Raw genomic sequence first — 25,888 nt, 5'->3', positions numbered from 1 at the left:
GCCCACAGTGAGGGTTGACAGTGACTCAGTTCACTGCCAGAGTCATCGGTGTCTCAGTGGCTAGTCCACTTCGCCACTGACGCTCTCGGGCAGACGCCCGCGAGACACTCACACGGACCGGAGACCATCGATGTCGACCGAGTTGATACCCATTCTCGCGCTGGTCGTCATGTTCCTCGCAGCCACGGTGCTGCCGGTGAACATGGGCGCCCTGGGCTTCGTCGCAGCGTTCCTCGTCGGCACGCTCGCCGTCGGCATGGACACGGACCAGATCATCGGGGGATTCCCGAGCAGTCTCTTCCTCACCCTCGTCGGCATCACGTATCTCTTCGCGATCGCCCAGAACAACGGCACCGTCGACCTCCTGGTCCGTGGCGCCGTACGACTCGTCGGGGGGAGGGTCGCGCTCATTCCGTGGGTGATGTTCGGTATCACCGGCGTTCTCACGGCGATCGGGGCACTGGGCCCCGCCGCTGTGGCGATCGTGGCACCCATCGCCCTCGGCTTCGCGGCGCGCTACAAGATCAATGCGCTGCTCATGGGCATGATGGTCATCCACGGTGCCCAGGCGGGCGGGTTCTCGCCGATCAGCATCTACGGCGTCACCGTCAACCGCATCGCGGCCGACGCCGGGCTCACCAACAGTCCGCTGACTCTGTTCCTCGGAAGTCTGCTGTTCAACGCGGCCATCGGCGCACTGCTCTTCACGTTCCTGGGCGGACGGTCGCTCATCGGGCGCAGCGTCCACGACGACGACGGTCTCAGGCCGGACGGCGATCCGGGTTCCGTGGGCGGCGGCACCACGCGGACGACCGTGATGCGCGGTTTCGGTGCGACGACGACCAAGCGTCCGTCCCAGACTGTCACCGTGGAGAACGCGCCTCCGCTGGCCACGGCGGTCAAGGCGATCACGCCCGATCAGATTCTCACCCTCGTGGGACTCGTGTCGCTGGCAGTCCTGTCGCTGATCCTCGATCTCGACGTGGGCTTCGTGTCCATGACGGTCGCGGTGGTGCTGGCACTGGCGTCGCCGAAGGCGCAGAAGGGTGCGATCAACCAGATCAGTTGGTCCACCGTCCTTCTGATCGGAGGAATTCTGACCTTCGTCGGGGTGCTGCAGGAAGCGGGCACGGTCGAGTACGTCGGTAACGCCGTCGCCGGCATCGGCATCCCGCTGCTCGTCGCCGTCCTGCTCTGCTACATCGGTGCGATCGTGTCCGCCTTCGCATCCTCCACCGCGATCCTGGGCGTCACCATTCCGCTGGCAGTGCCGTTCTTGCTGGCAGGTGAGGTGGGTGCCGTCGGCGTGATCGTCGCGCTCGCCATCTCGTCCACCATCGTCGACGTCAGCCCGTTCTCGACGAACGGCGCGTTGGTGCTCGCCAACGCGCAGGGCGTCGATCGCGACGTCTTCTACCGGCAGATTCTGAAGTACAGCGCGCTGGTCGTGGCCATCGGACCACTGGTGGCCTGGGCCGTGCTCGTCGTCCCCGGCTGGATGTAACCGCTCCGCCGACGCTCCGTTGACATCACGTGGGCGTCGTGGTCTCCTTAATTGGCTAGGCCACTAGGTCACCGAACCAAAGCCACGCTCTCCGACAGGATCGAGAAACGCCATGCCTCTCAACACCACGGGCAGGACCGGCCCCCTCGACGGCACCGTCGTCGTCGATCTCACCCGCGCCCTCGCAGGACCGCACGCCGCGATGATGCTCGGCGATCTCGGTGCGGACGTCATCAAGATCGAATCGCCCAAGGGTGGTGACGACACCCGCGTGTGGGGCCCGCCCTTCGTCACACCGGAGCCGGGTGACGGTCACGCCGACCGCGAATCGACCTACTTCCTCTCCGCCAATCGGAACAAGCGGTCGATCGCCCTCGACCTCAAGACGGACGACGGTCGCGACGCCCTCGAGGCGATGATCGCCAAGGCCGACGTCCTGCTCGAGAACTTCCGCACCGGTGTTCTCGACCGGTTGGGATTCACGACCGAGCGACTGGCCGAGCTCAATCCCGGCCTGGTCGTGTTGTCCATCAGCGGTTTCGGCCACGACGGTCCGGAGGGCGGCCGCTCCGGCTACGACCAGATCGCACAGGGGGAGGCCGGCCTCATGTCCTTCACGGGCTCCGGGCCGGACGACGTCCAACGCGTGGGCGTTCCCATCGCCGACCTCCTGGCGGGCATGTACGGAGCTTTCGGAGTGCTCGCCGCACTTCGGGAACGAGATCGCACGGGGCGCGGAAAGGTGGTGCGCACCTCGCTTCTCGCGAGCGTCGTGGGAGTGCACGCCTTCCAGGGCACGAAGTGGACCGTCGCGGGGGAGATCGGACAGGCGCAGGGCAATCACCACCCCTCCATCTGCCCGTACGGGCTGTTCCCGACCTCCGACGGCGCGGTGCAGATCTCGGTGGGCAGCGAGGGTCTGTGGCATCGCTTCTGCGACGGCTTCGGCATCGATCCGGATCTCGAGGGCATGGCCACCAACCCGCAGCGCGTCGGTAGCCGGGACGACGTCGTCGAGCTGGTGTCGAAGATCTTCCGCACGTACGAGACCGAGCCGCTGCTCGCTCTTCTCGACGAGATCGGCGTCCCGGCCGGCAAGGTGCGCAACGTCCAGGAAGTCTACGAATGGGAGCAGACCCGGTCGCAGGGTCTTCTCGTCGATGTCGAGCACGAGACGCTCGGGAAGGTGACACTCCCCGGACCGCCGTTGCGCTTCTTCGACGCCGACGGAGCGGAGACCACCGAGACCCGGCACCTCGCTCCGCCCGTTCTGGGCGCCGACGAGGATCTGGTCCGCGCATGGTTGGCGGAGAGCGTCTGATGGCCGGCATCGGTGCGCTCGCTCTGCTCGACATCGTGGTCGACGCGGGAAGTTTCGAGTCGTGGGACTCCACCCCGCACGATCATCCGGTCGACGAGGCGTACACCGCGGAACTCGCGGCGGCGCGGGAGAAGACCGGACTCGACGAGTCGGTGATCACCGGTGTCGCCACCATCTCCGGTCGGCGGGTGGCGATCCTGTTGTGCGAGTTCCGTTTCCTCGGCGGTTCCATCGGGGTCGCGGCCGGGGAACGTCTGACGACGGCAGTACGCCGGGCGACCGCCGAGCGCCTTCCGCTGTTGGCGCTCCCGACGTCGGGCGGCACGCGAATGCAGGAGGGCACGGTGGCGTTCCTGCAGATGGTCAAGATCACGGCTGCGGTCACCGACCACAAAGCGGCACATCTTCCGTACATCGTCTATCTCCGGCACCCCACCACGGGCGGAGTGTTCGCGTCCTGGGGATCGCTCGGTCACGTCACCATCGCCGAACCCGGTGCGCTCGTGGGGTTCCTCGGCCCGCGGGTGTACGAGGCACTCTACGACACGCCGTTCCCGACGGGGGTGCAGACATCGGAGAACCTGCAGGCGCACGGACTCGTGGACGCGGTGAAGCGACCGGATCAACTCGGCGAGGTGGTGGATCGCGCTCTGCGCATCATGACGCTTCCGGCGGGGACACGCCCGCGGCCGGCGCCGGCGCCGGAGTGGTCGATCGACGACGTCCCGGCCTGGGACTCCATCGTGGCGTCCCGGCGGGCCGACCGCCCGGGTGTCCGCGAGCTGCTCTACAACGCGGCCTCGGACGTGCTGCCGCTCAACGGGACCGGGCAGGGTGAGACGGACCCCGGACTGATTCTCGCGCTGGTGCGTTTCGGCGACATGCCCTGTGTGCTGCTGGGGCAGGATCGCCGGGGCCAGACGCCGTTGACCCCGCTGGGTCCGGCAGCACTGCGTGAGGCGAGGCGGGGAATGCGCCTGGCTGCGGAACTACGACTGCCGTTGGTGACCGTGATCGACACCGCGGGCGCCGCGCTGTCGAAGGAGGCCGAGGAAGGTGGGCTCGGCGCGGAGATCGCGCGCTCCATCGCGGACATGGTCGATCTGGACACGCCGACCATCTCGGTACTGCTCGGCCAGGGCACCGGTGGTGGCGCCCTCGCGCTGGTTCCGGCGGACCGCGTCCTGGCTGCACAGCACGCGTGGCTCTCTCCGTTGCCACCCGAAGGTGCGAGCGCCATCGTGCATCGCGACACCGCTCATGCCCCCGACATGGCTGTGCGCCAGGGTGTCCGGTCGCTCGACCTCCGTGGCGCCGGCATCGTGGATCTGATCGTGCCGGAGTACCCCGACGCCGCCGACGAGGTCCAGCCGTTCTGCGATCGCGTGGGTTCGGTGCTGCACCGGGAGCTGGCCGATCTGCTGGCAGAAGATCCGGACATGCGCAGGATCGCCCGGGAGAAGCGCTTCGACCGGATCGGTTCCGCCATGACGGCGGTGTGACGAGGAACCCTGTCAGCGCCTCCGGAGGGAGCGCACGATCGTGGTGGCCGCCACGCCCGCCAGAACCCACGGACCGCCGACGATGATCGGATCGATCCACGCGTGGTGCATGTCGACGCGGGTGGTTCCCCGCCTCGACCGCACCCCGTGGTGGGTGATCTCGGTGCGGATCCCGGTCTGCGTGATCGGGTTGTCGGGGTGCACGGTGGTCAGCGAACGCAGGTGGGATTCGACGGCGTCCACGCGGTCGCCCGCCAGGAGTAGCAGCCAGTGCGCCGCCCGGCCCTCGCTGTAGCGATAAGCGAACCGGCGCACGGCGCCGGACACCCCGCGCAGAGGTGCCGTCGTGCCGAAGACCGGCGGAAGAGTTCCGTGTTCGATGGATCGTTCGCGGGGACGCAGTTCGGGTTGACGCTCCGGGAAGTCCCAGTGCGCACCGGTCGCGCCGGGGTCGAATCGTTCTCGCGGCACGGACGGACGGTCTGCGGGATCGAGGTCGACACCCCATCCGGGAATTCGTGAGCGCAAGTCGTCGTGGTCGGGTACGGGTGGGTGATCGGCACGGTAGACCATGGGTGGTCCTCTCAGCTCGCGTTCGGCAGCACGATCGGCTTGATGCAGCCGTCGAGCTTGGACGAGAAGATGTGGTAACCGTCGGCGATGTGCTCCAACGGAATTCGATGGGTGATGATCTCGCTGGGCTTGATGTAGCCGTTACGAATGTGCGAGAACAAGCGTGGCCATTGGCGCTTGACGGGGCACTGGTTCATGCGCAGGGTCAGCCCCTTGTTCATCGCGTCGCCGAACTTGACCGCACTGAACATGGGCCCGTACGCGCCCACGACCGAGACCGTCCCGCCCTTGCGGACACTGTCGATGGCCCAATTGAGGGCGATGGGGGACCCGCCCTGGAGTGTGAACTTCGCGGCGGTGACGTGCTGGAGGAAGTTCCCGTCGGCTTCGGCGCCCACCGCGTCGATCACGCGGTCCGCACCGAGATGGTCGGTGGCCCTCTTCATGGTCACCACGAGGTCGTCGTGCTCCGCGAAGTTGATCGTCTCGGCGTGGGCGAAGGTGCGGGCCTTGGCGAGACGGTTCTCGAGGTGGTCGACGACGATCACCCTGCCGGCGCCCATCAGCCACGCAGACGTGGCGGCGAACAGCCCGACGGGACCGGCTCCGAACACCGCCACGGTGTCACCCTCGACGATGTCCGCGAGCTGCGCGCCGAAGTATCCGGTGGCGAGGGCATCGGTGCACAGGAGCGCGTCCTCGTCGTCCATCCAGTCCGGGATGATCGAGGGCCCGACGTCGGCGAACGGTACCCGGACGTACTGTGCCTGACCTCCGTCGTACCCGCCGCACGTGTGGGAGTACCCGTAGATGCCGCCGACGGCCGTCGCATTCGGATTGACGTTGTGGCAGTTGGAGTACAGGCCGCGTGCGCAGAAGAAACACGACCCGCAGTACACGTTGAACGGCACCATGACCCGATCGCCCGGTGTCAGGTTCCGGACCGACGGCCCGACCTCCTCGACCACGCCGATGAACTCGTGACCGAACGTCGTCCCGACCCTGGTGTCCGGCATCATGCCGTGATACAGGTGGAGATCGGATCCACAGATGGCCGCCATCTCGACCCGGACGACGGCGTCGTTCGGATGCTCGATGGTCGGCATGTCCTTGTTCTGCACTCGGACCTTGTACGGGCCTCGATAAGTCATGGCTTTCACGCGGTGCGATCTACCCGGCCCGCGTGCGGGGAAACACCGAACAGGTGGGTGAATCTCGATTCGGTGCCCGCCGATCACTCAGTCGTCGAGTTTGAAGCCGACCTTCAGCGTCACCTGGAAGTGCGCGACCGCGCCGTTCTCGATGTGTCCGCGGGTCTCGGTGACCTCGAACCAGTCGAGCTCCCGCAGTGTGCTGCTCGCGCGGGAGATGGCCTTGCGGATGGCGTCGTCGACACCCTCCGTCGAGGTTCCGACGATCTCGGTGACGCGGTAGACGTTGTCGCTCATGGTGTGCCCTTCACTCGGTGACAGTTCCCCGTCATCGTGCGTCCTCGGGTGTCGTCCGGTCCAGGGTTCCGATCATCGCGGTTCGACGCGGTCGAGCACCTGTGTCCGTTTCGGAAGTGGGTGGCTCGGGTAGAAGACGTGCGGCGGCAGCGGCGGCGCGTGCGTCGGCGTGGACGCCCGGTGAGGTTGAGACCACAGCCTGCCGATGGAACGGCCTTCCCGCACGGACCACGCGGGCGGGGAGGCCGTGTCCGTCTTCTATTCGGAGTCGGGCGGAGGTCGGATCTACTCAGTCCGAGACGGTGAGACCGTGCGCGTGCACGTAGGCGAGTGCCTGGACCGTGTCGATGCGGGCTCCGTCGAGCACGGCCGACGTCCAGAACGTGGCATCGGCGATGCTGCCCCGCAGATCCGCATCGTTCAACCGGAGCCCGGAGGTGCGGGCACCGCCGAAGTCGACACCGCGCAGAGTGGCCTTGCGGAGATCGGTCCCGACGAGGTTGGCGTCACGCAGGCGCGCCCCGGTGAGGTCGAGTCCGCGGAGGTCGAGACCGCCGAGCGAGGTGAGCATGAGGTCGACCTCGTCGAAGACCGCGGGCGTGATGCGCGAGTCCGCGATGGCGGAACCGAGAAACGATGTGCTGCGAAAAGTGCTGTGCCACAATCGGCTCCGCCGGAACTCGCAGTTGCGGAAGGCCGACCCGATGTGCGTCGAGTCCGTCAGATCCACGCCGGAGAAGTCGCAGTCGGTGAAGACGACACCGTGGGTGGTCAGACCGCCGAGGTCCGCGTCGATGAAGCTGCAGGACGTGTACGAACGCCTGTCCCACCGCTGGCCGTGTGCGTCGATCTCGTTGTAGTTCTCGTCCTCGAACGACCGGTCGGCGAATTCGTCCTCCACACGGGGGACTCTAGCGGGAAGGCCGGAGGCCGGTCGGGGTGTGGCGGGAAGGCCGGAGGCCGGTCGGGGTGTGGCGGGAAGGCCGGGGTCGGTCGGAATGCAGGCGGTCAGGCGGTCGGGCGGGCGGTGGGGCCCATCCGCGGCACGCTGGCGGGGAGCACGGCGTCGACGAGAGCCGCCGCTCGCGGGTCCACGTCGGCATCGGTCCGCGCGATGAACGTCGTGGTGCTGGTGCACACGTCCTCGCCGTGCGACGTCAGATGGTTCTGGACCACCAGGATGTCGTTGCCCGCGAACTGGCGGATCGACAGCACCTGGAGAGTGGACACCAGCTGATCTCCCTGCATGACCGGGCGATGCAGAACGAAGCTCTGATCGGTCTGCATGACTGCCGTGATCTCGTACTCCACGAGGATGTGCGCGAAGAGATAGTCGATGGCGATGGATCCGACGACGCTCACGAAGGTCGCGGGCGCGACGAGTCCCTCGTATCCCAACTCGGCCGCAGCGGCCTCCTTGTGGTGCGCCGGATGTTCGTTCTGGATGGCGCGGGAGAGTTCGCGGATCTTCTCGCGGCCGACCTCGTAGTAGTCGGGGATGACGTAGGCGTGTCCGACCAGGCGGGAGCTGCGTTCGAACCGGTGATCGGGCTCGTGCGGAACGAGCGGGCGAGTCTCGTGAGCACCTGTCACGGAGTCGTCGGTCACCGAATTGCTGGTCACGTGGAGCCTTCCCCTGGGACGCGCCCACCCCCATCGGCACACGCGTATGTGAACAAATCCTACTTCGCGTGTGAATATCCACAAATGCGGCAGTCGAACCCCGTCGGTCGGGTGCGCGGGTGCGTGGTCGCCGCCGGCGTGCACGGGTTTCGTGAGGGGCACACCCTGTGCCGCGTGTCGACAGGGGTGTGGCGCGCTGAGTGGGGTGTGGGCGCGAGATCGGTCAGGGAACCTGAGTCGGTCGCATTCCGGTCAGGTGTCGGACCGGCCGCGTCGACTGTCGAGGTAGGCCCTCGCCCTGAGGGACCGCAGCCATTCCGGACCGGGCCGGACACTGTCGGGAGTGCGCCGGATCGGGTCGAACGACAGGTCGCCACCGGACTGGTCGACCGAGCCGAGCGTCAGTTCGGCCAGCGGGACGTACGCCCCGGTGCCCTCGGCCTGCTCGAACTCGAAGACCAGCGGCCTCGCACGTACAGCGTCGACGATGGAGTCCAGGGTGGGCAGCGGCGGCGCGGCGACGGCCCGCGCGCGGACCCACCACTGACCACCCTCGAACTGCAGCGGCATCAGCGTCGAGAAGGAGGCCGTCTCGAACGCGAGCACCGGGAGCGGAACGCACCGCGTCACGACGTCCCGCCCGGCGCTGGCAAGGAGGATGTCCCAGGCACCGTCGGCCCGGTCGGTCTGCGGAAGACGCAACGCGAGACCCGCGACGTCGGGAACTCGTCGGGGCAGCCCGAGCGCGGTGGACAGGCGCACCGTCACCTCGCACGTGCCCACGGGCAGTCCGGCGTCGCCCTCGGCGGTACGGCGCAGTGTGCCCGTCAGAACCTTCCCGTTGGGATGGAACAGCTTGGCGTGGCGCAGCGCCGACCCCAGCCCGAACGGCAGGGCGAGCACGCGCACGGGCATCGACGTCTCGTTCACGCTCGGGGATTGCCCGGTGTGTGACGTGAGGAAACGTCGCCGCTCAGGCTCCGTCGTGGGCCTTCTGCAGGTCGGCGACCACGATCTTCGACATCGACAGCATGGCCTGCACGACGCGCTGGGACGCCGCCGGATCCGGGGTGCTCATCAGCTGCATCAGCTGAACCGGGACGATCTGCCAGGAGACCCCGAACTTGTCCTTGCACCAGGCGCACCGGCCCTCGGATCCACCGTCGGACGTGAGCGCGTTCCAGTAGCGGTCGACCTCTTCCTGCCCGTCGCAGCTGACAGCCATGGAGATGGCCTCGGTGAACGGGAACTGTGGTCCCCCGTTCAGGGCGTTGAATCGCTGACCGAAGAGCTCGAAGTCGACCATCATCGCGCGGCCCGGGGCGCCGGGTCCACCGTCGCCGTAGCGGCTGACGTTCAGTATCGCTCCCGTGCCGAACGTCGAGAGGTAGAACTCCGCGGCCTCCTCGGCCCGGTCGTCGAACCACAGTGTGGGGGTGATCTTCTGCATCGTGAGGTCCTTCGTCTTCGGATGGCGGAGCGAACTCGACCCGTCAGCCGTGTCGACTCCGGCCGACGGCGAAAGTCATCGCGCGATGCCGGCAGTCAGCAGTGTGGCCAGCTCCCGGTAGGCGGCGGCGTCGTCCAGACCCGTGCGACGGGCGAGGGCACGGCTCTGGATCGAGACCATCACCGACGCGGCGACGTCGGCGACGAACGCGGCGTGGACGTCCCGCACGTCGCCGGCGCGGACCCCGTCGTCGATGATGCCGCGGACTCGCTCGGCCGCGATGGCGGTGTTGCGTTCGTAGACGAGCCTCGACGGCTCGAAGTCGGCGAGGTCGGTCATGAACCGTTCCGACGCCGGCGCGAGTGCTTCACCGACCGCGCCCAGATACGCCGCGAGGCGCTCGCGGGTGCCCGTCGCGGCGTCGGAGGCCGCGTCCACGCGGACCGCTGCCGAGGTGAAGAAGTGCACCGCGGCGGAGCGGACGAGGTCGTCCTTGCTCGCGGCGAGGGTGTACAGCGTGCTCTTCGAGCACCGAAGGCGGGCGGCGATGTCGTCGAGAGTGAGGTGCGCGAAGCCTTCGGCCAGGAACAGGGCCACCACGGAATCGAAGAGCTGCGCGCGCCGCGCCGTCGCGTGAGCTGCTGTCATGGTGAGCGACAGTACTGCAGAACGCCATGCAGTACTGTCGTAGTACTGAGGGGCCCGCTGCAGTACTGGTGCCGCCTCATCCGATCCGCGACCGAGACGAGGACCCATGGCTGTCGAACGACTGCTGCCGAACGACGACGCACGTGACCTTCTCCAGTTGACCCGCGACATCGCGGACAAGGTCCTCGACCCCATCGTCGACGAACACGAGAAGGCCGAGACCTATCCCGACGGCGTCTTCGCCACGCTCGGCGAGGCGGGGCTGCTCAGCCTGCCGTATCCGGAGGAGTGGGGCGGCGGCGGTCAGTCCTACGAGGTCTATCTGCAGGTGCTCGAGGAACTGGCGTCGCGCTGGGCCGCGGTGGCCGTCGCCGTGAGCGTGCACGGGCTCTCGTGCCACCCGCTGATGTCCTTCGGGTCGGAGGACCAGAAGTCGCGGTGGCTGCCGGACATGCTCGGTGGGCGCACGATCGGCGCCTACAGCCTCTCGGAGCCACAGGCCGGCAGCGACGCGGCCGCCCTCTCCTGCAAGGCCGTGGCCGGTCCGGAGGGGTACACCGTCACCGGGTCGAAGGCCTGGATCACGCACGGCGGCAAGGCGGACTTCTACACGCTCTTCGCGCGCACCGGCGAGGGCTCGCGGGGCATCTCCTGCTTCCTCGTGCCCGCCGACCTCGAGGGGCTCTCCTTCGGAGCTCCGGAGGAGAAGATGGGGCTGCACGCGATACCCACGACGGCCGCCCACTACGACGGCGCGGTGCTGTCGGCCGATCGCCGCATCGGCGAGGAGGGGCAGGGGCTCGGCATCGCGTTCAGTGCCCTCGACGCCGGGAGGCTGGGCATCGCCGCCGTCGCCGTCGGCATCGCCCAGGCCGCGCTCGACGATGCCGTGGCCTATGCGCAGGAGCGGACGACGTTCGGCCGCAAGATCATCGATCATCAAGGGCTCGGGTTCGTGCTGGCCGACATGGCAGCGGCGGTGGACTCGGCCCGGGCGACGTACATCGACGCGGCACGCCGCAAGGATGCCGGACTGCCGTTCTCACGTCAGGCCTCCGTGGCCAAGCTCGTGGCGACGGACGCGGCGATGAAGGTGACGACCGACGGCGTGCAGGTGTTCGGAGGCTACGGGTACACCCGAGACTTCCGGGTCGAGCGGTACATGCGCGACGCCAAGATCACGCAGATCTTCGAGGGCACCAACCAGATCCAGCGTCTGGTGATCAGCCGGTCGCTGGCCTGACCCCCGTACGCACTATGCGCATCCAGCGGTACGCACAGGGCGCACGGGGCGATAGCCTCCCGCTATGAGCTCGTTCACCGGAATCCCGGAGGCCGCCCTCGATTTCTACGAGGATCTCGAGGTCGACAACAGCAAGACCTGGTGGGCCGAACACAAGCACGTCTACGACGAATCGGTCCGCGCGCCCATGACCGCGCTCACGGAGTTACTGGCCGAGGAGTTCGGGACGGCCAAGCTCTTCCGGCCGCACCGCGACGTCCGCTTCTCCAAGGACAAGGTGCCGTACAAGACGCACCAGGGTGCCTACGTGCAGGTGGCCCCGTCCACGGGGTGGTACGTGCAGGTCGACGCCTCCGGCCTCATGGTCGCCGGCGGGTTCTACGCGTCCACGTCCGACTCCATCGCCCAGTTCCGCGCCGTCGTCGACGACGAGGTCCGCGGGTCGGAGCTCGCGCGAATCGTGGCCGATCTCGAGAGCCGCGGCTACGACCGCGGCGGTGACCGGCTGAAGACCTCGCCGCGCGGCTACGACGCGGATCATCCCCGCATCGATCTGCTGCGCCACAAGTCCCTGACGGCAGGACGGTCCTTCGGCTGCCCGCCGTGGCTCGACACAGCAGAGTGCGCCGATCACATCCGTGGCGCCTGGCGTGATCTCACACCACTTCTCGAATGGTGCCGTCAGGTACTGGCCTGACGTGCCAGCACGGCCAACTGGAGTTCCATCAGCAGTCGCGCGGCGGGATCCGACAGGTCCGTCCCGGTGATCTCCTCGGCCCGTCGGACCCGATAGCGCAACGTGTTCGGGTGCACGTGCAGGTCGGCCGCGGCCCGGCGCACGTCGGACGGGTGCCGCAGATACGTCGCGATGCTCTCGCGTAGCGACGAGGACGTGCGTGCGTCGTACTCGACGAGCGCCGCCATGCGCGGATCGTGCAGCGAGGGGTGCGCGAGGAGCAGATCGACGATCTCACCGAGCAGCACGGACGTCCGCGAATCGGCGAGTGTGGTCACCCTGTCGTCTGCTCCGGCGGTCCCGTCCAGGACGCGATCGACCTCGCGGCGAGCGGCGGCGACCTCGGACAGGGCGGCCACCGGCGATGCCACCGCGGCCCGCAACCGGATCCCCGTGCGTGCCTCGATGCCCTCGAGCAACCGGCGAGTCCACGACGGCACCGAGGTCTCCGCGCGGGTCCGTGGGACGAGGACGTAGATGCGGTCGCCGAGAGTGGTGACCAGGGACAGTCGGTGAAAGGAACTGGCGTGCAGTCGGATCGCGCCGGACAGATCGGCCATCGTGGCCGACGAGGGGGCATCGGGCGCGGCGCCGTCCAGCGCGGCGAGACCGATCACCGCCGCCGGCCCGTCCGTCGGGATGGACAGCGCCGCGGCGAGTGAGGGCACATCGACCCCACCGCCACGAGCGCCGAGCAGTCGCTGGATCTGCACCGCCTCGTTGGTGGGTGCCTCGAGGATGCGCGTGATCAACCGTGCCGCCACCGCGGCCGCCCCCTGCAGCACGCTCGGAGCATCGTCGGTGAGCGGGCGACGACCTTCCTGGATCCACAGCGTGCCGACCAGTCGTGGTGTGCCCGAACCATCTTGCGTGGCAGTCGTTCTGATACCGGCGACCAGTCGCCGTCGGATACCCAGATCGGAGTGCGCCGGCACCTCGACGACCTCGTCGGAACGGCGGACCGCGTCGTACACACCCCACTGCTCGAGTCGCCGGAGATACTCCGCGGGGCCTTCTCGTCCGAGAATGGACAGGGTCCGCAGCTCGTCCGCCTGATCGTCCGACGCCGAGTACGCCAACACGTGCGACCGCTGGTCCTCGATGCTCACCATCCCGCGCGTGAGCACCGCGACGGTGTGCGCCAGCCCGAAGAGATCGGTGTCCGCGCCCACCAGTCCCGCCAGTTCGGACGGTTCCGCGGACGACGGTGGAGGTGTGGTGATCGACGGCGAGGAATGGTCGAGCACGCCGCGCACCATCGACAGGAGGCGGTCCCAGCGGGTCTGCGTGTGCACCGCGACGAGAGCGACGCCGGCCGTGCGAGCCGCGTGCTGCATCAGCGTGGACGAGGCGGCGATCTTCGACATCACCGCGGTGGGTCGAAGGTCGCTGCTCCGCGTCGCCAGGTCGTCGAACCACGCCACGGCGTCCGCTTCCCGCACACCCGCCAGCAGATAGAGGTCCGCCGCGGCGGCGGTCGTGTAGAGCTCGGCGGCCAGATCGTCGGCGTCGACGAGCGTCACCGACCCGATCGGCACGTCCGACCCTGCCGGTGCCACGAGCACCTCGACGAAGGCGGAGTGCAGCGCACGCACGATCGAGTCGAGGGTCGACGAGGTGCGGGTCATGCCGTGCACTCTAAATGTCCTTCGTCCGATCGGACAGGGGTCGGTGTGTTTCTTTGGACGCTGGGCCGAATATCGAGGATGCCGCGTCCGCTTGGCTGAACCCACCGACCCGGCACGAAGACCCGACACCGAGGACCGACATGGACGCCGTCACCGCAGTACCCACCCCCCTGAACGAGCCGGTGCACACGTACGCACCCGGCAGCGCCGAGCGAGCGCGGCTCACGCACCATCTGGACCGACTCGCCGCCACGCCCACCGAGATCACCCAGGTCATCGGCGGAAACCACCGCGACGCGACGGGCTCACGCGAGAACGTCGTGCAACCGCACCGGCACGCGTCCGTCATCGGATCGTTCGCGAATGCCACCCACCAGGACGTGCGCGACGCCATCGACGCGGCGACCGCCGCCGCACCTGCGTGGCGATCGCTGCCCTTCGACGAGCGCGCCGCAGTCTTCCTCCGCGCCGCCGATCTCCTCGCCGGGCCGTGGCGCGAGACCATCGCGGCTGCCACCATGCTGGGGCAGTCGAAGAGCGCGTACCAGGCCGAGATCGACGCACCCTGCGAGCTGATCGACTTCTGGCGCTTCAACGTCTCGTTCGCCCGACAGATCATGGCCGAACAACCGATCTCCGCGCCCGGCGTCTGGAACCGCGTCGAATACCGCCCCCTCGAGGGCTTCGTCTACGCCATCACCCCGTTCAACTTCACCGCCATCGCGGGAAACCTCCCCACGGCGCCGGCACTCATGGGCAACACCGTGCTGTGGAAGCCGTCGCCCACCCAGGCCGTCGCCGCGTACCTGACGATGCAGCTTCTCGAGGCCGCCGGACTGCCCCCCGGCGTCATCAACCTCGTGCTCGGTGACGGACCCCTCGTCTCCGAGGTCGCCCTCGCCGATCGTCGTCTCGCCGGCATCCACTTCACCGGCTCCACACCGACGTTCCAGCGGCTGTGGCGCGAGGTGGGCGAGAACATCGCCGGCTACGACACCTACCCGCGACTGGTCGGTGAGACCGGTGGCAAGGACTTCGTCGTCGCCCACAGTTCCGCCGACCCGGACGTGCTCACCACGGCGCTGATCCGCGGTGCCTTCGACTTCCAGGGTCAGAAGTGCTCCGCGGCGTCGAGGGCCTTCGTGCCGTCGTCGGTGTGGAAGAGGATGGGGGACACGCTCGTCGACACCGCGTCGTCGCTGCGTTACGGCGACGTCACCGATCTGTCGAACTTCGGTGGGGCGGTCATCGACCGGAAGGCCTTCGACCGCAACGCGGCTGCACTCGAGCGCGCGAAGTCCACCCCGGGCATCACCATCGCCGCCGGCGGCACCTGCGACGATTCCGTCGGCTACTTCGTGGACCCGACGATCCTGCTCGGTGACGACGCGGGCGACGAGGCGTTCCACACCGAGTACTTCGGCCCGATCCTCGCCGTGCACGTCTACGACGACTCGAAGCCCGGTGCGTTCGAGAACACGCTCGCCATGGTCGACAGCGGGTCGAAGTACGCCCTGACCGGATCGATCATCGCCGACGATCGCGCCGCCGTCACGCAGGCCACCGAGGCCCTGCGCTTCGCCGCCGGCAACTTCTACGTCAACGACAAACCGACCGGCGCCGTCGTCGGGCAGCAGCCGTTCGGCGGTGCTCGCGCGTCGGGCACCAACGACAAGGCCGGATCACCGCAGAACCTGCTCCGGTGGGCCTCCGCGCGCACCATCAAGGAGACCTTCGTGCCGGCCGTGGACCACACCTACCCTCACCAGGAAGTCTGACCGATGGCCACCAACCCGCTCCGCCCCGTCCTGCTCGCCGCCGGGCGATCGCGCCACCTCGAACGCGTCGTCGCGCGGTCCGTCCTGACCAGGTCGCTCGTCGAACGCTTCATCGCCGGGAGCACCGAACCGGAGGTGGTCGGTGCCGTCGCCGACCTGCTCGGGTCCGGCCGCGTCGTCAGCGTCGATCACCTGGGTGAGGACACCACCGACGCGGCGCAGGCCACCGCGACCGTCGACGCGTATCTGTCCCTACTGCAGGCATACTCACGCCTCCACACCCCACAGCCTCCGGCTTCCCCGTCCAATTCCGGCCGGCCTCCGGCCTTCCCGCCCACCTCCGGCCGGCCTCCGGCCTTCCCGTCCAATTCCGGCCGGCCTCCGGCCTTCCCGCCCACCTCCGGCCGGCCTCCGGCCTTCCCGCTGGAGATCTCGCTGAAGCTCTCGGCGCTCGGACAGTCGCTCCCCGACGACGGCCACGCCGTGGCCCTCGCCAACGCCCACAAGGTGTGCGCCGCCGCGGACGCCGCGGGAGTGTGGGTCACCGTCGACGCCGAGGACCACACCACCACCGACTCGACTCTCGCGATCGTGCGGGAGCTCCGCAAGGACTTCCCGACTCTCGGCACCGTCCTGCAGGCGTACCTGCACCGCACCGAACAGGACTGCCGCGAGCTCTCCGGTCCCGGATCACGAATCCGGTTGTGCAAGGGCGCATATCGCGAACCGGCCAGTGTGGCCTTCCAGAAGAAGGCGGACGTGGACGCCTCGTACGAGCGGTGCCTGCGGGTGCTCATGGAGGGGGAGGGCTACCCCATGGTGGCGTCCCACGATCCCCGCATGATCGAGGCGGCGCGACGAGACGCGGCCGAACTGGGACGTGGACCGGACGACATGGAGTACCAGATGCTCTACGGCATCCGCGACGGTGAGCAGACACGCCTGGTGTCGGAGGGGTACCGCGTCCGCGTGTACGTGCCCTTCGGTACGCAGTGGTACGGGTACTTCATGCGGCGGTTGGCGGAGCGTCCGGCGAACCTGACGTTCTTCCTCCGGTCACTGCTGACCCGCTCCTGACCCCTCGCCGCGCGCGCGATTCGCGCGTCCGTCGAAGCTCCCGTCCCGGCACCCCTCGCCGAGGGCGGGAGTGAAGACGGTGTCACCGCAGGTGCGGCAGTGGTGCGTGCGATGGTGACCGATGCCGCACGAGCACGACCTGGCTCCCACGAGAACCGAACGCGCTTGCAGCACATGACCATTGCCGCAGGTGGCCGGCGCCTCCTCGTGCCAGACACCGTTCATCAGGTGCAGTCGGCGCCGACGGTTCATCACGGACGTCTCCTCGGGAATCACACGTCACGAGGGAAGGTCTGACGTCGGGTGGTGCAGTGTCACCCACCCTACACGGTTGTCGAACACATGTTCGACTCCGGGTGGATCCGATCCGGAACGGAATCAGACGAGCGCGACGCGCGCCACGGCGCCCGAGGTGGGGAACGGTGATCCGCCCGCGGGTTCCACGGTCACTGACAGTGCGGTGGCGCCGTCGACGGGCACGGATGCCGGCTGGGAGAGGTCGTCGGCATCCATCGTCCCGACGGACACGGGCGAGCCCTCGATGAGCCAGACCTGGTAGACCGATCCGGCGGGAGGCGCTGCGACATCCGTCATGCGGAGCACGGCGCGCTCGTCACCGGGGGTGTACTGCACGCTCATGGTGCCGCCTCCGGCCACCGGGGATTCGAGCGGTGCCGCGACGGTCGCGGTGGGAGCCGACGGAGTCGCGTTCTGCTGCACGGCCACCGCCCCGCCCACACCGACGACCACCGCAGCGGCGGCCGCCATCGCGGCGATGCGCCATCCGCGTCGGCGGCTGGGACGAAGGGGGAGGACTGTCGCGCCGTCGGGGTCGACCTGCGCCGTGTCCTCCACGGCCCCCAGGATGCGGACCCGGAGATCGGCGGGGGCGGGAGTGCGTGTCGCGTCCGACGTCACGGCCATCGTCTCGCGGACGTCACGCACGATCGCGTCGAACCTCCGCCTGGTGTGGGCGTCCGTGTCGTCGAGGCGAGTCATGGTCTCGTACTGCTCCGAGGCTGCCATGGCGTCGAGGGCACACAGGTACGCGAGCTCGAGAAGGTCCCGATCCGGCAGCTGCACGGGTCGTTCGGGCGAACCGTGATCGCTCATCTCGGGCTGCCTCCATGCGTGTGGTCGGTGGGTCAGTAAGAGTGGGCGAAAAGTACCCCCGTCACATCCACGGCCGTGCTCTCCTGGCTGATACACCGGGTATTCGGTGCGCTCGCCGCACCGGATGGGCGGAGGGCGTCAGCTCGGTCCGCCCTCGTCGACCAGTCGCGGCCGCAGGTGCTCGAAGATCAGTGTGGTCTCGGTCGCGGCCACCGACGGATGAGCACTGAGGTTCTGGACGACGAAGTCCCTCAGGTGCGCAGAGTCCGTCATCGCGACGTGGATCAGGTAGTCGTCGGCACCGGCGATGAAGTAGACGTCGAGCACCTCGGGGAACGTCGTGAAGGACTCCGCGAACTCGCCCAGGTGGCGCCGGGCACCCGCCAGCAGCCGCACCGCGATCATGGCCTGCAGGCCCTGCCCCAGTGCCGCCGGATCGATGTCGGCGTGGAAACCGCGGACGACCCCGCGCTCGACCAGTGAACGGACGCGTCCCAGACACGTCGACGGGGCGATCCCGGCGCGGGCGGCCAGGGTGTTGTTGGGGATGCGGGCGTCGTTCGCCAGTTCACGCAGGATGACGCGATCGATGCGGTCCAGAGATGCCGCCCGAAGATTGTTCGGTCGCACCGGGGCGGACAGACCTGTGTTCGACGATTCGATGTCCATGAGGCCAGTCTACGAAATTATCGTCACTTCGATTGCGGCTCGGTCGAACGAAGTTCACGATTATCGGACATGACGAGTCATCCGGTAGAGGCGAAGGGCGCACCATGAGAATCGGCATACCTCGGGAACTGAAGAATCACGAGTACCGGGTGGCGGCGAGCCCGGCGGGAGTGCACGACATGGTCGTGCACGGTCATCGCGTCGTCGTCGAGACCGAGGCGGGCGCGGGATCGTCGTTCTCGGACAACGACTTCAAGGCTGCCGGCGCGGAGATCTCGAACTCGGCCGACGAGGTGTGGGCGCGGGCCGAGTTGCTGCTCAAGGTGAAGGAGCCGATCGAGGCCGAATACCACCGGCTGCGGTCGGGCCAGGTCCTGTTCACCTATCTCCATCTCGCCGCGTCGGCCGCATGCACCGATGCCCTCGTCGCGTCCGGCACCACGGCGATCGCCTACGAGACGGTGACCGGCGCGGGCGGCAGTCTGCCGTTGCTCGCACCGATGAGCGAGGTCGCCGGCCGGCTCGCGACCCAGGCCGGGGCGTATCACCTGATGGCGCAGACGGGCGGCCGCGGCGTGCTGATGGGCGGCGTTCCGGGAGTGAGTCCGGCCAAGGTGGTGGTGATCGGCGGTGGGGTGTCGGGATCCAACGCCGTGGCGATGGCACACGGGCTCGGTGCGGACGTGACGGTGTTCGACCTCGACATCGCCAAGCTGCGAACCATCGACGCGCAGTACCGCGGCCAGGTCAAGACCGTGGTGTCGAACAGGTGGGAGCTCGAGCAGGCCGTCGTGGCCGCCGACCTCGTCATCGGGGCGGTCCTCGTCCCGGGTGCCAAGGCCCCGACGGTGGTGTCCAACGCACTGGTCGCACGGATGAAGGCGGGGTCCGTGCTCGTCGACATCGCCATCGATCAGGGCGGGTGTTTCGAGGACTCGCGTCCCACCACGCACGACGATCCCACCTTCCCGGTGCACGATTCGATCTTCTACTGCGTGGCCAACATGCCGGGCTCGGTTCCCCGCACGTCGACGCAGGCGCTGACCAACGCGACGCTCCCGTTCGTTCTCGCTCTCGCCGACCAGGGCTGGGAGCAGGCGTGCGCCACCGTTCCCGGGCTCGCAGACGGTCTCAGCGTGCACGCCGGCAACCTGCTGTCGGACACCGTGAGAACGGCGCTGGGTCGCTAGAGTCGGCCGGTATGACTGTCATCGAGGTCGACACCGGAACAGATCGCATCGAGGCGACACTCGAGATCCCCTCAGGGGAGGGGCCCTGGCCCGCCGTCGTGATCGTGCACGACGTGTTCGGCATGACCGACGACATCAGGTCCATCGCCCGGCGCTTCGCCGACCAGGGCTACGTCGCGTTGGTGCCGGATCTCTACGCCCGCGGTGGTCGCGCCAAGTGTGTGACAGGAGTGTTCCGGTCGCTTCTCGCGCGCTCGGGCCGGGCGGTGGACGACCTGCTGGCGTGCCGCGACACCCTCACCGCGCGCGCCGACACCACCGGCGCGGTGGGCATCGTCGGGTTCTGCATGGGTGGAGGTTTCGCTCTGGCGCTGGCGCCCCGGGGGTTCGAGGCGAGCGCGCCGTTCTACGGCATCCTGCCCCGTCACATCGAGTCGGCCCTCGAGGGCACGTGCCCGATGGTCGCGAGTTTCGGCAAGCGCGATCCGATGCTGCCGGGCGCGGGCCCGAAGCTCGAGAAGGTGTTGCAGGACAAGGGCGTTGCCCACGACGTCGTGACCTATCCCGGTGCCGGCCACAGTTTCGCGAACGACTTCGGATCGGGTCCGGGTGCACTGGTCATGCGCGTCACCGGATTCGGCTATCAGCACGAGCAGGCCGAGGACGCCTTCGCTCGGGTCTTCACCTTCTTCGGCGAGCACGTCCGGTCGCGCTGACGCCCACGAGGCTCAACGGCCGACGGCCGGACCCTGCAGCGCCCCGCGCACCTCGCCCGTCTTGGGCTCGACCGCGCCGCGACTCTTGACCCAGCGGCTCGGCAGCTTGCCCACCAGCTCGCCGAGCGGGTTCACCGCAGCGGCGAGGACGTCCACGGTGTCCTGCAGAATCTCCACGCTGACGCTCATGCGCTCGAGGTTGGGCGCCAGCGAACTCAGCGACTCGGCGACGGTCACAAGCTGATCCAGCGGACCGTTGCGTGCCGTCAGCCGCTGGATCGCGCCTTCCTCACCGAGCAGCGTCTCGACGAGCCCGCCCTTGGCGAGGGCGTTGTCGATGACCCCGTTCTCACGGGTCAGCGCCTCGATCACGCCGCCCTCCTTGGTCAGGAGTTCGACAGGGCCGTCCTTCGCGGTGAGGCGCTCGATGGGTCCGTCGACGGCCGTGAGTCGATCGAGCAGACCGCCCTCGGCGAGGAGGCGATCCAGCGCACCGTCCTCCGCGAGGACTCGGGTGAGGGGGCCGTCGTCCGCCAGGATGCGTTCGAGAGGACCGCCGGGCTCGAGCAGTCGATCGAGGGTGCCGCCCTTGCTCGTCAACCTGTCGACGGCGCCACCGGGCTCGAGCAGTCGGTCCAGCGGGCCACCGGGCCGCAGCGCGTGACCCAGTGCGCGGTCGTCGGAGGTGAGCTCGGCCAACTGTCCGAGAAGCTGCAGCGGGCCGCTCCGAGGATTGGCCAGGGTGATGGCGTCGAGTGACCCGGAAGCGCCTGCGGCCAGCGCCATCCGGGTGGTCGCGACGGCCGACTCGGCCACCCCGACCGCCGACTCGGCGACAGCCAATCCGACACGCACCGGCAGTGTGACCGCGGACACCCAGTTCATGGGGTCACTCTAACCCGCGGCGGGAAGGCCGGAGGCCGGTCGGGATGGGACGGCGGGACGGCCGGGGGCGCGGTCAGTGGGCGAGCTTGAGTCCGATGACGCACCCGACGAGCCCTGCGATGAGGGCGACGCGGATCGGCGTCGCGGACTCGGTGCCGGACACCATCGCGTAGACGACGGTGAGCGAGGCGCCGATGCCCACCCACACCGCGTAGGCGGTGCCGGTCGGGATGGTCCGCATGGCGAAGGCGAGACCGCCCATGCTGACGACGAGCGCCGTACCGAAGACGATGGTGGCGACGGGCTTCGTGAAGCCCTCGGACTTGCCGAGTGCGGTGGCCCAGACGGCCTCGAACACGCCCGACAACACCAGAATGATCCATGCCATGAGTAGTCGACTCTCCCGGCACCGTCTTGTCGCTGGCCGGGTACGGTGCGCTCGTCCGGGTCTGTGTCGCAGTCTGTCCTCCACGGTAGCAAAGCGGACACGACGCCGGATCGGGGCTCACAGGAACCTCACAGCGACACCCCGGGCAGGAACCAGCAACGCCGGACACCATGGCACTCGTGAGCGAGAATTCCGTCATGACGACTCCCCGACCGCAGACCACCGCCGAGGCGAAGGTACTGGTGGTCGACGACGAGCCGACCATCGTCGAACTGCTGTCGGTCAGTCTGAAGTTCCAGGGTTTCGAGGTCCGCACGGCGCTGGGTGGGCCCGCGGCTCTGGACGTCGCCCGGACCTTCCGGCCGGACGCGTTGATCCTGGACGTGATGATGCCCGACATGGACGGCTTCGGGCTGCTCCGCCGACTGCGCGCCGACGGTATCGACGCGCCCGCACTGTTCCTCACGGCACGGGACTCGGTGGAGGACAAGGTGACCGGTCTGACCATGGGTGCGGACGACTACGTCACCAAGCCGTTCAGCCTCGAGGAGGTGGTGGCGCGCCTGCGCGTGATCCTGCGCCGGTCGGTGCGCGGTCCGGAGGCGCAGCCGTCACGCCTGACGTTCGCCGACATCGAGCTCGACGACGACACCCACGAGGTGTGGAAGGCGGGCGAACCCGTCTCGTTGTCCCCGACGGAGTTCACGCTCCTGCGCTACCTCATGGTCAATTCCGGGACGGTGCTGTCCAAGCCCCGGATCCTGGACCACGTGTGGCACTACGACTTCGGGGGTGAGGTCGGTGTCGTGGAGTCCTACGTGTCGTACCTGCGCAGGAAGGTCGACACGACGGAACCCCGGCTGATCCACACACTGCGAGGCGTCGGCTACGTCCTGCGGGAACCGCGACGGTGAAGCGGCACCTACGTGCCGTCCCGCTCCGCGTCACCCTGGTGTCGGTGCTGCTGCTTCTCGTCGCCCTCGGTCTCGTCGGTTCGGGTGTGGCCGTGACCTCGGCACTGCAGAACACGCTGACCCAACGTGTCGACGAACAGCTCATGGAGGCGGCGTCCGGCTGGGCCAGGCCTCGTGGGGAGCGGTTCCTCGGACCGCCCCCGGAGGAGGCGAACCCGCAGCGTCCGCCCACGGCGTTCTACGTCCGCTCGGTGGCGGCGGACGGCACCGTGCGTACTCCCGTGAACGATGTCGGGGACGATCAGCCCGATCTGACCGGCGTCCTGACCGCCACGCCGACCACTGTCGGATCGGTCGGCGATCCCGACGAGTCGTGGCGCACGGTGACCGTCTCGAACGAGGACGGCCAGACGACGGTCGCGATTCCGCTGGCGGGCAACGAGGCCATCGTCTCCAGGCTCGTGACTCTGCAACTGTCCATCGGTCTCGCAGTGCTGGTGGTGCTGGGTGTCGCCGCGTACTTCCTGGTGCGCCGGAGCCTGCGGCCGCTGCAGGAAGTGGAGGTGACGGCCGCGGCCATCGCGTCCGGGGATCTGCATCGACGCGTTCCCGAGTGGAACGAACGCACCGAGGTGGGGCGACTGTCCGCGGCACTCAACGGAATGCTCGCCCAGATCCAGCACGCCTTCGCTGCGACGGAGGCGTCCGAGAACGCGGCGCGCGAGTCCGAGAACGCGGCACGTGCGTCGGAGGACCGGATGCGCCGTTTCGTGGCCGACGCCTCCCACGAGCTCCGGACCCCGCTGACGACGATCCGCGGCTTCGCCGAGCTCTACCGGCAGGGGGCCATGACCGACACCGAGTTGCTGATGACCCGTATCGGGGGAGAGTCGGCGCGGATGGGTCTGCTCGTCGAAGATCTGCTGATGTTGGCGCGGCTGGACGCCCAGCGTCCGCTCGATCGGAGCCCCGTGGACCTCCTCGTGATCGCAGCGGACGCGGTGCACGATGCGGCCGCCACGGCTCCGGAACGAGCCGTGAGTCTGCAGGTGCTCGAGGGCAGCGGCGTGCCGGAGGTGCTGGGGGACGATGCGCGTCTGCGCCAGGTTCTCGGCAACCTGGTGGGCAACGCGCTCCGGCACACCCCGCCGACGGCGTCGATCACCGTGGCGGTCGGAACCGTCCGTGAGACAGCTGTTCTGGAGGTTCGTGACACCGGGCCGGGACTCACCGAGGACGATGCCGAGCGCGTCTTCGAGCGGTTCTATCGGGCGGATCGTTCGCGCACGAGAGAGAGCGGCGGGAGTGGTCTGGGTCTGTCGATCGTGTCCGCGCTGGTCGCGGCCCACAGCGGTCGGGTCTCGGTGGCGAGCGCGCCCGGCCGGGGTGCGACGTTCCGCGTGGAGCTGCCCCTGGCGGGCCGGCGTCCGGGTGGACGGGTGGAGTCAGCCGGAGACGAGCCCCTCGACCAGGACGACGGCGATGAGGAGCATGACCACACCGATCAGGACGTCGAGCACACGCCACGCGACGGGTCTGGCGAAGATCGGCGTCATGAATCGCGCGCCGAATCCGAGGGCCGTGAACCAGACGATGCTGCCCAGCGTCGCGCCGAGGGCGAACCACCAGCGCGCTGACCCGGTCTCGCGATTGGCGACGGAGCCGAGGAAGACGACGGTGTCCAGATAGACGTGCGGGTTGAGCCACGTCAGTGCCAGGCAGGTGAGGACCGCGGACCGCAGCGACACACTCGCTCCGTTCCCGCCGACGGTCAGACTCGTCGGGCGCAGTGCCCGTCGGAAGGCCATGAGTCCGTACACGGTGAGGAAGACGGCGCCGGCGACCGTGACGACGGTGACAGCCGTGGGGTAGGTCTCGACGACCACGCCGATGCCCGAGACTCCCGCGAGGATGAGGACCGCGTCGGACAGAGCGCACACCAGGACGACGGCGAGCACGTGCTGTCGTGCTATGCCCTGACGGAGAACGAAGGCGTTCTGTGCGCCGATCGCGACGATGAGGGAGAGGCCGACACCGAAGCCGACGAACAGGGAGGACATGACCGGAACGCTAGGTCGAACCCGACGATGTAGTCCAGCTCATGTTTTTCAGGACTGATGAGCGTAGCTTCACATCATGCAGTCGGACCAGCTCGAGGCCCTGCGTGCCGTCGTCGACGACGGCACGTTCGAAGCGGCTGCGCGGTCGCTGCACATCACACCGTCGGCGGTGAGTCAGCGCATCAAAGCGCTGGAACTGCGGGTCGGTGCCGTTCTCGTCTCGCGCACGAAGCCCGTGATGCCGACCGAGTCCGGCGTCGTGCTGCTCCGGCTCGCCCGGCAGATCCAGACTCTGACCGACGGCGCCGTGCGGGAGTTGCGCGCCGCGGACGACGTCGCTCGGGTGTCGCTGGCCGTCAACTCGGATTCCCTGGCCACGTGGGTGTTGCCGGCGCTCGCGCCACTGGCGGGCTCCGTGATCCTCGACATCCATCGAGAGGATCAGGACCACACCGCCGAACTGCTCCGCGGTGGAACGGTGACGGCGGCGATCACGTCCGTGGACACACCTGTCCGCGGCTGTACCTCGACCAGGCTCGGCTCGATGCGGTACCGCCCCTGCGCGTCTCCGTCGTTCGTGACTCGATTCCTGGACGACGGCGTCACTCCGGACGCCCTGGCCCGAGCCCACGTCGTGGTGTTCGACGAGAAGGACGCGCTGCAGGATCGCTACCTCTCGCGACACGGCGTGTCCGCGTCGGTGCCGCCGCGACACCTGGTGCCGTCGTCCACCGAGTACGCGCGTGCCGTGCATCTGGGCTTCGGCTGGGGCATGCTGCCGGACCAGCAGCGCGGCGGACTCGACGTCGTCGAACTCGACGACACCGTGATCGACGTGGCGCTTCACTGGCAGCAATGGACGCTGTCGTCGCCGGCGCTCGACACGGTGGCCGCGGCGATCGTCGGAGCCGCGCGGGCGGTTCTCGGACGACCGATCAGCGACGGGGGACGTGCTGCCCGTGGCCGAGTGCCGTGAGCGCTGCGGTGATCTTCTCCTGCGCCTCGTCCAGCGACTCGGGCGACGGGGAGGTGTCGGCGCCGGAGATGTCGAAGTCCGCCATGTCGAAGGCCGGGAACACGTGCAGATGCAGGTGCGGCACCTCGAGACCGGCGATCAGCAGACCCGCCCGAGGGGCGTCGAACGCCGACAGGACGGCCTTGCCGACGGTCTGAGCGACAGACGTGAGCGAGCCAAAGGTCGTGGGATCGACGTCCTGCCACTGATCGATCTCGGCTCGCGGGACGATCAGGGTGTGACCCTGCGTGACCGGGGCGATGGTGAGGAACCCGACGACGTCGTCGTCCTCCCACACGAAGCGGCCCGGGATGTCGCCGGCGATGATTGCGCTGAACACGGATGCCATGGGCCGACTCTATTCGTCGGCTCCGCATCGGCTCCCGGGTACTTCCCGGGTTCGCCCC

General features: G+C 68.5%; 26 protein-coding genes, 1 pseudogene and 1 riboswitch. Of the genes and pseudogenes, 12 read left to right on the top strand and 15 right to left on the bottom strand.

Going from position 1 to position 25,888, the window contains the following annotated elements; genetic code table 11:
• Positions 1 to 130: 130 nt before the first annotated feature.
• The 3 genes from J4E04_RS17150 to J4E04_RS17140 all read left to right on the top strand — a co-directional run bounded on the left by J4E04_RS17150 (position 131) and on the right by J4E04_RS17140 (position 4,327).
• Positions 131 to 1,504, top strand: a complete 1,374-nt coding sequence (locus tag J4E04_RS17150) for an SLC13 family permease (RefSeq protein WP_222627960.1) — start codon at positions 131 to 133, stop codon at positions 1,502 to 1,504.
• 112 nt (positions 1,505 to 1,616) lie between these two features.
• Complete coding sequence (locus J4E04_RS17145) at positions 1,617 to 2,825, top strand: CaiB/BaiF CoA transferase family protein (protein ID WP_222627958.1); 1,209 nt, start codon at positions 1,617 to 1,619, stop codon at positions 2,823 to 2,825.
• The gene (locus tag J4E04_RS17140) at positions 2,825 to 4,327 is read left to right on the top strand and encodes a carboxyl transferase domain-containing protein (RefSeq protein ID WP_490150566.1); all 1,503 of its coding nucleotides are present in this window, start codon (positions 2,825 to 2,827) and stop codon (positions 4,325 to 4,327) included. Before J4E04_RS17145 ends, J4E04_RS17140 begins: the two co-directional genes overlap by 1 nt.
• 12 nt (positions 4,328 to 4,339) lie before the next feature.
• Here the strand turns inward: J4E04_RS17140 and J4E04_RS17135 are convergent, their stop codons facing one another.
• The 8 genes from J4E04_RS17135 to J4E04_RS17100 form a co-directional block, all read right to left on the bottom strand.
• Positions 4,340 to 4,900, bottom strand: coding sequence for a hypothetical protein (locus tag J4E04_RS17135; RefSeq protein ID WP_490149089.1), 561 nt, complete (start codon positions 4,898 to 4,900; stop codon positions 4,340 to 4,342).
• 11 nt (positions 4,901 to 4,911) lie between these two features.
• Positions 4,912 to 6,060, bottom strand: coding sequence for a zinc-dependent alcohol dehydrogenase (locus J4E04_RS17130; RefSeq protein WP_222627954.1), 1,149 nt, complete (start codon positions 6,058 to 6,060; stop codon positions 4,912 to 4,914).
• Between the two features lie 78 nt (positions 6,061 to 6,138).
• Positions 6,139 to 6,348: a dodecin gene (locus tag J4E04_RS17125; protein WP_027504346.1), complete on the bottom strand. Its 210-nt coding sequence runs from the start codon at positions 6,346 to 6,348 to the stop codon at positions 6,139 to 6,141.
• Between the two features lie 289 nt (positions 6,349 to 6,637).
• Positions 6,638 to 7,198, bottom strand: coding sequence for a pentapeptide repeat-containing protein (locus J4E04_RS17120; RefSeq protein ID WP_231476201.1), 561 nt, complete (start codon positions 7,196 to 7,198; stop codon positions 6,638 to 6,640).
• Positions 7,199 to 7,356: 158 nt separating this feature from the next.
• The gene (locus tag J4E04_RS17115; RefSeq protein WP_051612996.1) at positions 7,357 to 7,971 is read right to left on the bottom strand and encodes an FAS1-like dehydratase domain-containing protein; all 615 of its coding nucleotides are present in this window, start codon (positions 7,969 to 7,971) and stop codon (positions 7,357 to 7,359) included.
• Positions 7,972 to 8,223: 252 nt separating this feature from the next.
• Positions 8,224 to 8,901 carry a phosphodiesterase gene (locus J4E04_RS17110; RefSeq protein WP_490149088.1) on the bottom strand — a complete coding sequence of 226 codons (678 nt, stop codon included), beginning with the start codon at positions 8,899 to 8,901 and terminating at the stop codon, positions 8,224 to 8,226.
• Positions 8,902 to 8,944: 43 nt separating this feature from the next.
• A complete protein-coding gene (locus J4E04_RS17105) occupies positions 8,945 to 9,421 on the bottom strand; it encodes a VOC family protein (protein ID WP_027504343.1) in 477 nt (158 codons plus the stop codon).
• Positions 9,422 to 9,496: 75 nt separating this feature from the next.
• A complete protein-coding gene (locus J4E04_RS17100; protein WP_056447480.1) occupies positions 9,497 to 10,069 on the bottom strand; it encodes a TetR/AcrR family transcriptional regulator in 573 nt (190 codons plus the stop codon).
• Positions 10,070 to 10,175: 106 nt separating this feature from the next.
• Here J4E04_RS17100 and J4E04_RS17095 point away from each other — a divergent pair, with 106 nt between their 5' ends.
• Both J4E04_RS17095 and J4E04_RS17090 read left to right on the top strand, forming a co-directional pair.
• Positions 10,176 to 11,312, top strand: a complete 1,137-nt coding sequence (locus J4E04_RS17095) for an acyl-CoA dehydrogenase family protein (protein ID WP_222646569.1) — start codon at positions 10,176 to 10,178, stop codon at positions 11,310 to 11,312.
• 64 nt (positions 11,313 to 11,376) lie between these two features.
• The gene (locus J4E04_RS17090; protein ID WP_056446613.1) at positions 11,377 to 12,009 is read left to right on the top strand and encodes a DUF2461 domain-containing protein; all 633 of its coding nucleotides are present in this window, start codon (positions 11,377 to 11,379) and stop codon (positions 12,007 to 12,009) included.
• Here J4E04_RS17090 and J4E04_RS17085 read toward each other — a convergent pair.
• Positions 11,994 to 13,676 carry a PucR family transcriptional regulator gene (locus J4E04_RS17085; protein WP_037184496.1) on the bottom strand — a complete coding sequence of 561 codons (1,683 nt, stop codon included), beginning with the start codon at positions 13,674 to 13,676 and terminating at the stop codon, positions 11,994 to 11,996. The genes J4E04_RS17090 and J4E04_RS17085 overlap by 16 nt on opposite strands.
• Positions 13,677 to 13,816: 140 nt before the next feature.
• On the opposite strand from J4E04_RS17085, the gene pruA reads away from it, so the two are divergent.
• Together pruA and J4E04_RS17075 are read left to right on the top strand one after the other, a co-directional pair.
• A complete protein-coding gene (pruA, locus tag J4E04_RS17080; protein ID WP_490149087.1) occupies positions 13,817 to 15,454 on the top strand; it encodes an L-glutamate gamma-semialdehyde dehydrogenase in 1,638 nt (545 codons plus the stop codon).
• 3 nt (positions 15,455 to 15,457) lie between these two features.
• Positions 15,458 to 16,531: a proline dehydrogenase family protein gene (locus J4E04_RS17075; RefSeq protein ID WP_490149086.1), complete on the top strand. Its 1,074-nt coding sequence runs from the start codon at positions 15,458 to 15,460 to the stop codon at positions 16,529 to 16,531.
• 378 nt (positions 16,532 to 16,909) lie between these two features.
• On the opposite strand, the gene J4E04_RS17070 is transcribed toward J4E04_RS17075, so the two are convergent.
• Positions 16,910 to 17,644, bottom strand: a complete 735-nt coding sequence (locus J4E04_RS17070; RefSeq protein ID WP_051612994.1) for an anti-sigma factor — start codon at positions 17,642 to 17,644, stop codon at positions 16,910 to 16,912.
• Between the two features lie 138 nt (positions 17,645 to 17,782).
• Positions 17,783 to 18,313 (bottom strand): Lrp/AsnC family transcriptional regulator, encoded by a 531-nt coding sequence (locus J4E04_RS17065; RefSeq protein ID WP_027504334.1) that lies wholly within the window; start codon positions 18,311 to 18,313, stop codon positions 17,783 to 17,785.
• Between the two features lie 104 nt (positions 18,314 to 18,417).
• On the opposite strand from J4E04_RS17065, the gene ald reads away from it, so the two are divergent.
• Both ald and J4E04_RS17055 read left to right on the top strand, forming a co-directional pair.
• Positions 18,418 to 19,503, top strand: coding sequence for an alanine dehydrogenase (gene ald / locus J4E04_RS17060; RefSeq protein WP_027504333.1), 1,086 nt, complete (start codon positions 18,418 to 18,420; stop codon positions 19,501 to 19,503).
• 11 nt (positions 19,504 to 19,514) lie between these two features.
• A complete protein-coding gene (locus J4E04_RS17055; protein ID WP_307095650.1) occupies positions 19,515 to 20,219 on the top strand; it encodes a dienelactone hydrolase family protein in 705 nt (234 codons plus the stop codon).
• Positions 20,220 to 20,231: 12 nt separating this feature from the next.
• Here the strand turns inward: J4E04_RS17055 and J4E04_RS17050 are convergent, their stop codons facing one another.
• Positions 20,232 to 21,104: a hypothetical protein gene (locus J4E04_RS17050; protein ID WP_051612993.1), complete on the bottom strand. Its 873-nt coding sequence runs from the start codon at positions 21,102 to 21,104 to the stop codon at positions 20,232 to 20,234.
• Between the two features lie 73 nt (positions 21,105 to 21,177).
• The gene (locus tag J4E04_RS17045; protein ID WP_222650942.1) at positions 21,178 to 21,492 is read right to left on the bottom strand and encodes a DMT family transporter; all 315 of its coding nucleotides are present in this window, start codon (positions 21,490 to 21,492) and stop codon (positions 21,178 to 21,180) included.
• A 15-nt stretch (positions 21,493 to 21,507) separates the two neighbouring features.
• A riboswitch (guanidine-III (ykkC-III) riboswitch) is annotated at positions 21,508 to 21,571 on the bottom strand.
• Between the two features lie 118 nt (positions 21,572 to 21,689).
• Here J4E04_RS17045 and J4E04_RS17040 point away from each other — a divergent pair.
• Together J4E04_RS17040 and J4E04_RS17035 are read left to right on the top strand one after the other, a co-directional pair.
• Entirely contained in the window at positions 21,690 to 22,406 is a 717-nt protein-coding gene (locus tag J4E04_RS17040) for a response regulator transcription factor (protein WP_027504330.1), read from the top strand.
• Positions 22,403 to 24,043 (top strand): sensor histidine kinase, encoded by a 1,641-nt coding sequence (locus J4E04_RS17035; RefSeq protein WP_328813344.1) that lies wholly within the window; start codon positions 22,403 to 22,405, stop codon positions 24,041 to 24,043. Before J4E04_RS17040 ends, J4E04_RS17035 begins: the two co-directional genes overlap by 4 nt.
• On the opposite strand, the pseudogene J4E04_RS17030 reads toward J4E04_RS17035, so the two are convergent.
• Positions 23,933 to 24,466, bottom strand: a pseudogene (locus tag J4E04_RS17030) (LysE/ArgO family amino acid transporter); the annotation flags it as partial. The gene J4E04_RS17035 and the pseudogene J4E04_RS17030 sit on opposite strands and share 111 nt — an antisense overlap.
• A 76-nt stretch (positions 24,467 to 24,542) precedes the next feature.
• Between J4E04_RS17030 and J4E04_RS17025 the strand changes: the two are divergent.
• Positions 24,543 to 25,442, top strand: coding sequence for a LysR family transcriptional regulator ArgP (locus J4E04_RS17025; RefSeq protein WP_027504328.1), 900 nt, complete (start codon positions 24,543 to 24,545; stop codon positions 25,440 to 25,442).
• On the opposite strand, the gene J4E04_RS17020 is transcribed toward J4E04_RS17025, so the two are convergent.
• Complete coding sequence (locus J4E04_RS17020; RefSeq protein WP_490149085.1) at positions 25,402 to 25,830, bottom strand: HIT family protein; 429 nt, start codon at positions 25,828 to 25,830, stop codon at positions 25,402 to 25,404. The genes J4E04_RS17025 and J4E04_RS17020 overlap by 41 nt on opposite strands.
• Between the last annotated feature and the right edge of the window lie 58 nt (positions 25,831 to 25,888).

The organism is Rhodococcus sp. NFXS4, assembly GCF_058139645.1.
Note: the sequence above shows the minus strand (reverse complement) of the source record. Positions and strands in the feature narration are given on the sequence as shown.

Coding starts and splice junctions, on each gene's coding strand:
- J4E04_RS17150 (WP_222627960.1), top strand. CDS start 131: ATGTCGACCGAGTTGATACCCATTCTCGCGCTGGTCGTCATGTTCCTC.
- J4E04_RS17145 (WP_222627958.1), top strand. CDS start 1,617: ATGCCTCTCAACACCACGGGCAGGACCGGCCCCCTCGACGGCACCGTC.
- J4E04_RS17140 (WP_490150566.1), top strand. CDS start 2,825: ATGGCCGGCATCGGTGCGCTCGCTCTGCTCGACATCGTGGTCGACGCG.
- J4E04_RS17135 (WP_490149089.1), bottom strand. CDS start 4,900: ATGGTCTACCGTGCCGATCACCCACCCGTACCCGACCACGACGACTTG.
- J4E04_RS17125 (WP_027504346.1), bottom strand. CDS start 6,348: ATGAGCGACAACGTCTACCGCGTCACCGAGATCGTCGGAACCTCGACG.
- J4E04_RS17105 (WP_027504343.1), bottom strand. CDS start 9,421: ATGCAGAAGATCACCCCCACACTGTGGTTCGACGACCGGGCCGAGGAG.
- J4E04_RS17100 (WP_056447480.1), bottom strand. CDS start 10,069: ATGACAGCAGCTCACGCGACGGCGCGGCGCGCGCAGCTCTTCGATTCC.
- J4E04_RS17095 (WP_222646569.1), top strand. CDS start 10,176: ATGGCTGTCGAACGACTGCTGCCGAACGACGACGCACGTGACCTTCTC.
- J4E04_RS17090 (WP_056446613.1), top strand. CDS start 11,377: ATGAGCTCGTTCACCGGAATCCCGGAGGCCGCCCTCGATTTCTACGAG.
- J4E04_RS17085 (WP_037184496.1), bottom strand. CDS start 13,676: ATGACCCGCACCTCGTCGACCCTCGACTCGATCGTGCGTGCGCTGCAC.
- pruA (WP_490149087.1), top strand. CDS start 13,817: ATGGACGCCGTCACCGCAGTACCCACCCCCCTGAACGAGCCGGTGCAC.
- J4E04_RS17075 (WP_490149086.1), top strand. CDS start 15,458: ATGGCCACCAACCCGCTCCGCCCCGTCCTGCTCGCCGCCGGGCGATCG.
- J4E04_RS17070 (WP_051612994.1), bottom strand. CDS start 17,644: ATGAGCGATCACGGTTCGCCCGAACGACCCGTGCAGCTGCCGGATCGG.
- J4E04_RS17065 (WP_027504334.1), bottom strand. CDS start 18,313: ATGGACATCGAATCGTCGAACACAGGTCTGTCCGCCCCGGTGCGACCG.
- ald (WP_027504333.1), top strand. CDS start 18,418: ATGAGAATCGGCATACCTCGGGAACTGAAGAATCACGAGTACCGGGTG.
- J4E04_RS17055 (WP_307095650.1), top strand. CDS start 19,515: ATGACTGTCATCGAGGTCGACACCGGAACAGATCGCATCGAGGCGACA.
- J4E04_RS17050 (WP_051612993.1), bottom strand. CDS start 21,104: ATGAACTGGGTGTCCGCGGTCACACTGCCGGTGCGTGTCGGATTGGCT.
- J4E04_RS17045 (WP_222650942.1), bottom strand. CDS start 21,492: ATGGCATGGATCATTCTGGTGTTGTCGGGCGTGTTCGAGGCCGTCTGG.
- J4E04_RS17040 (WP_027504330.1), top strand. CDS start 21,690: ATGACGACTCCCCGACCGCAGACCACCGCCGAGGCGAAGGTACTGGTG.
- J4E04_RS17025 (WP_027504328.1), top strand. CDS start 24,543: ATGCAGTCGGACCAGCTCGAGGCCCTGCGTGCCGTCGTCGACGACGGC.
- J4E04_RS17020 (WP_490149085.1), bottom strand. CDS start 25,830: ATGGCATCCGTGTTCAGCGCAATCATCGCCGGCGACATCCCGGGCCGC.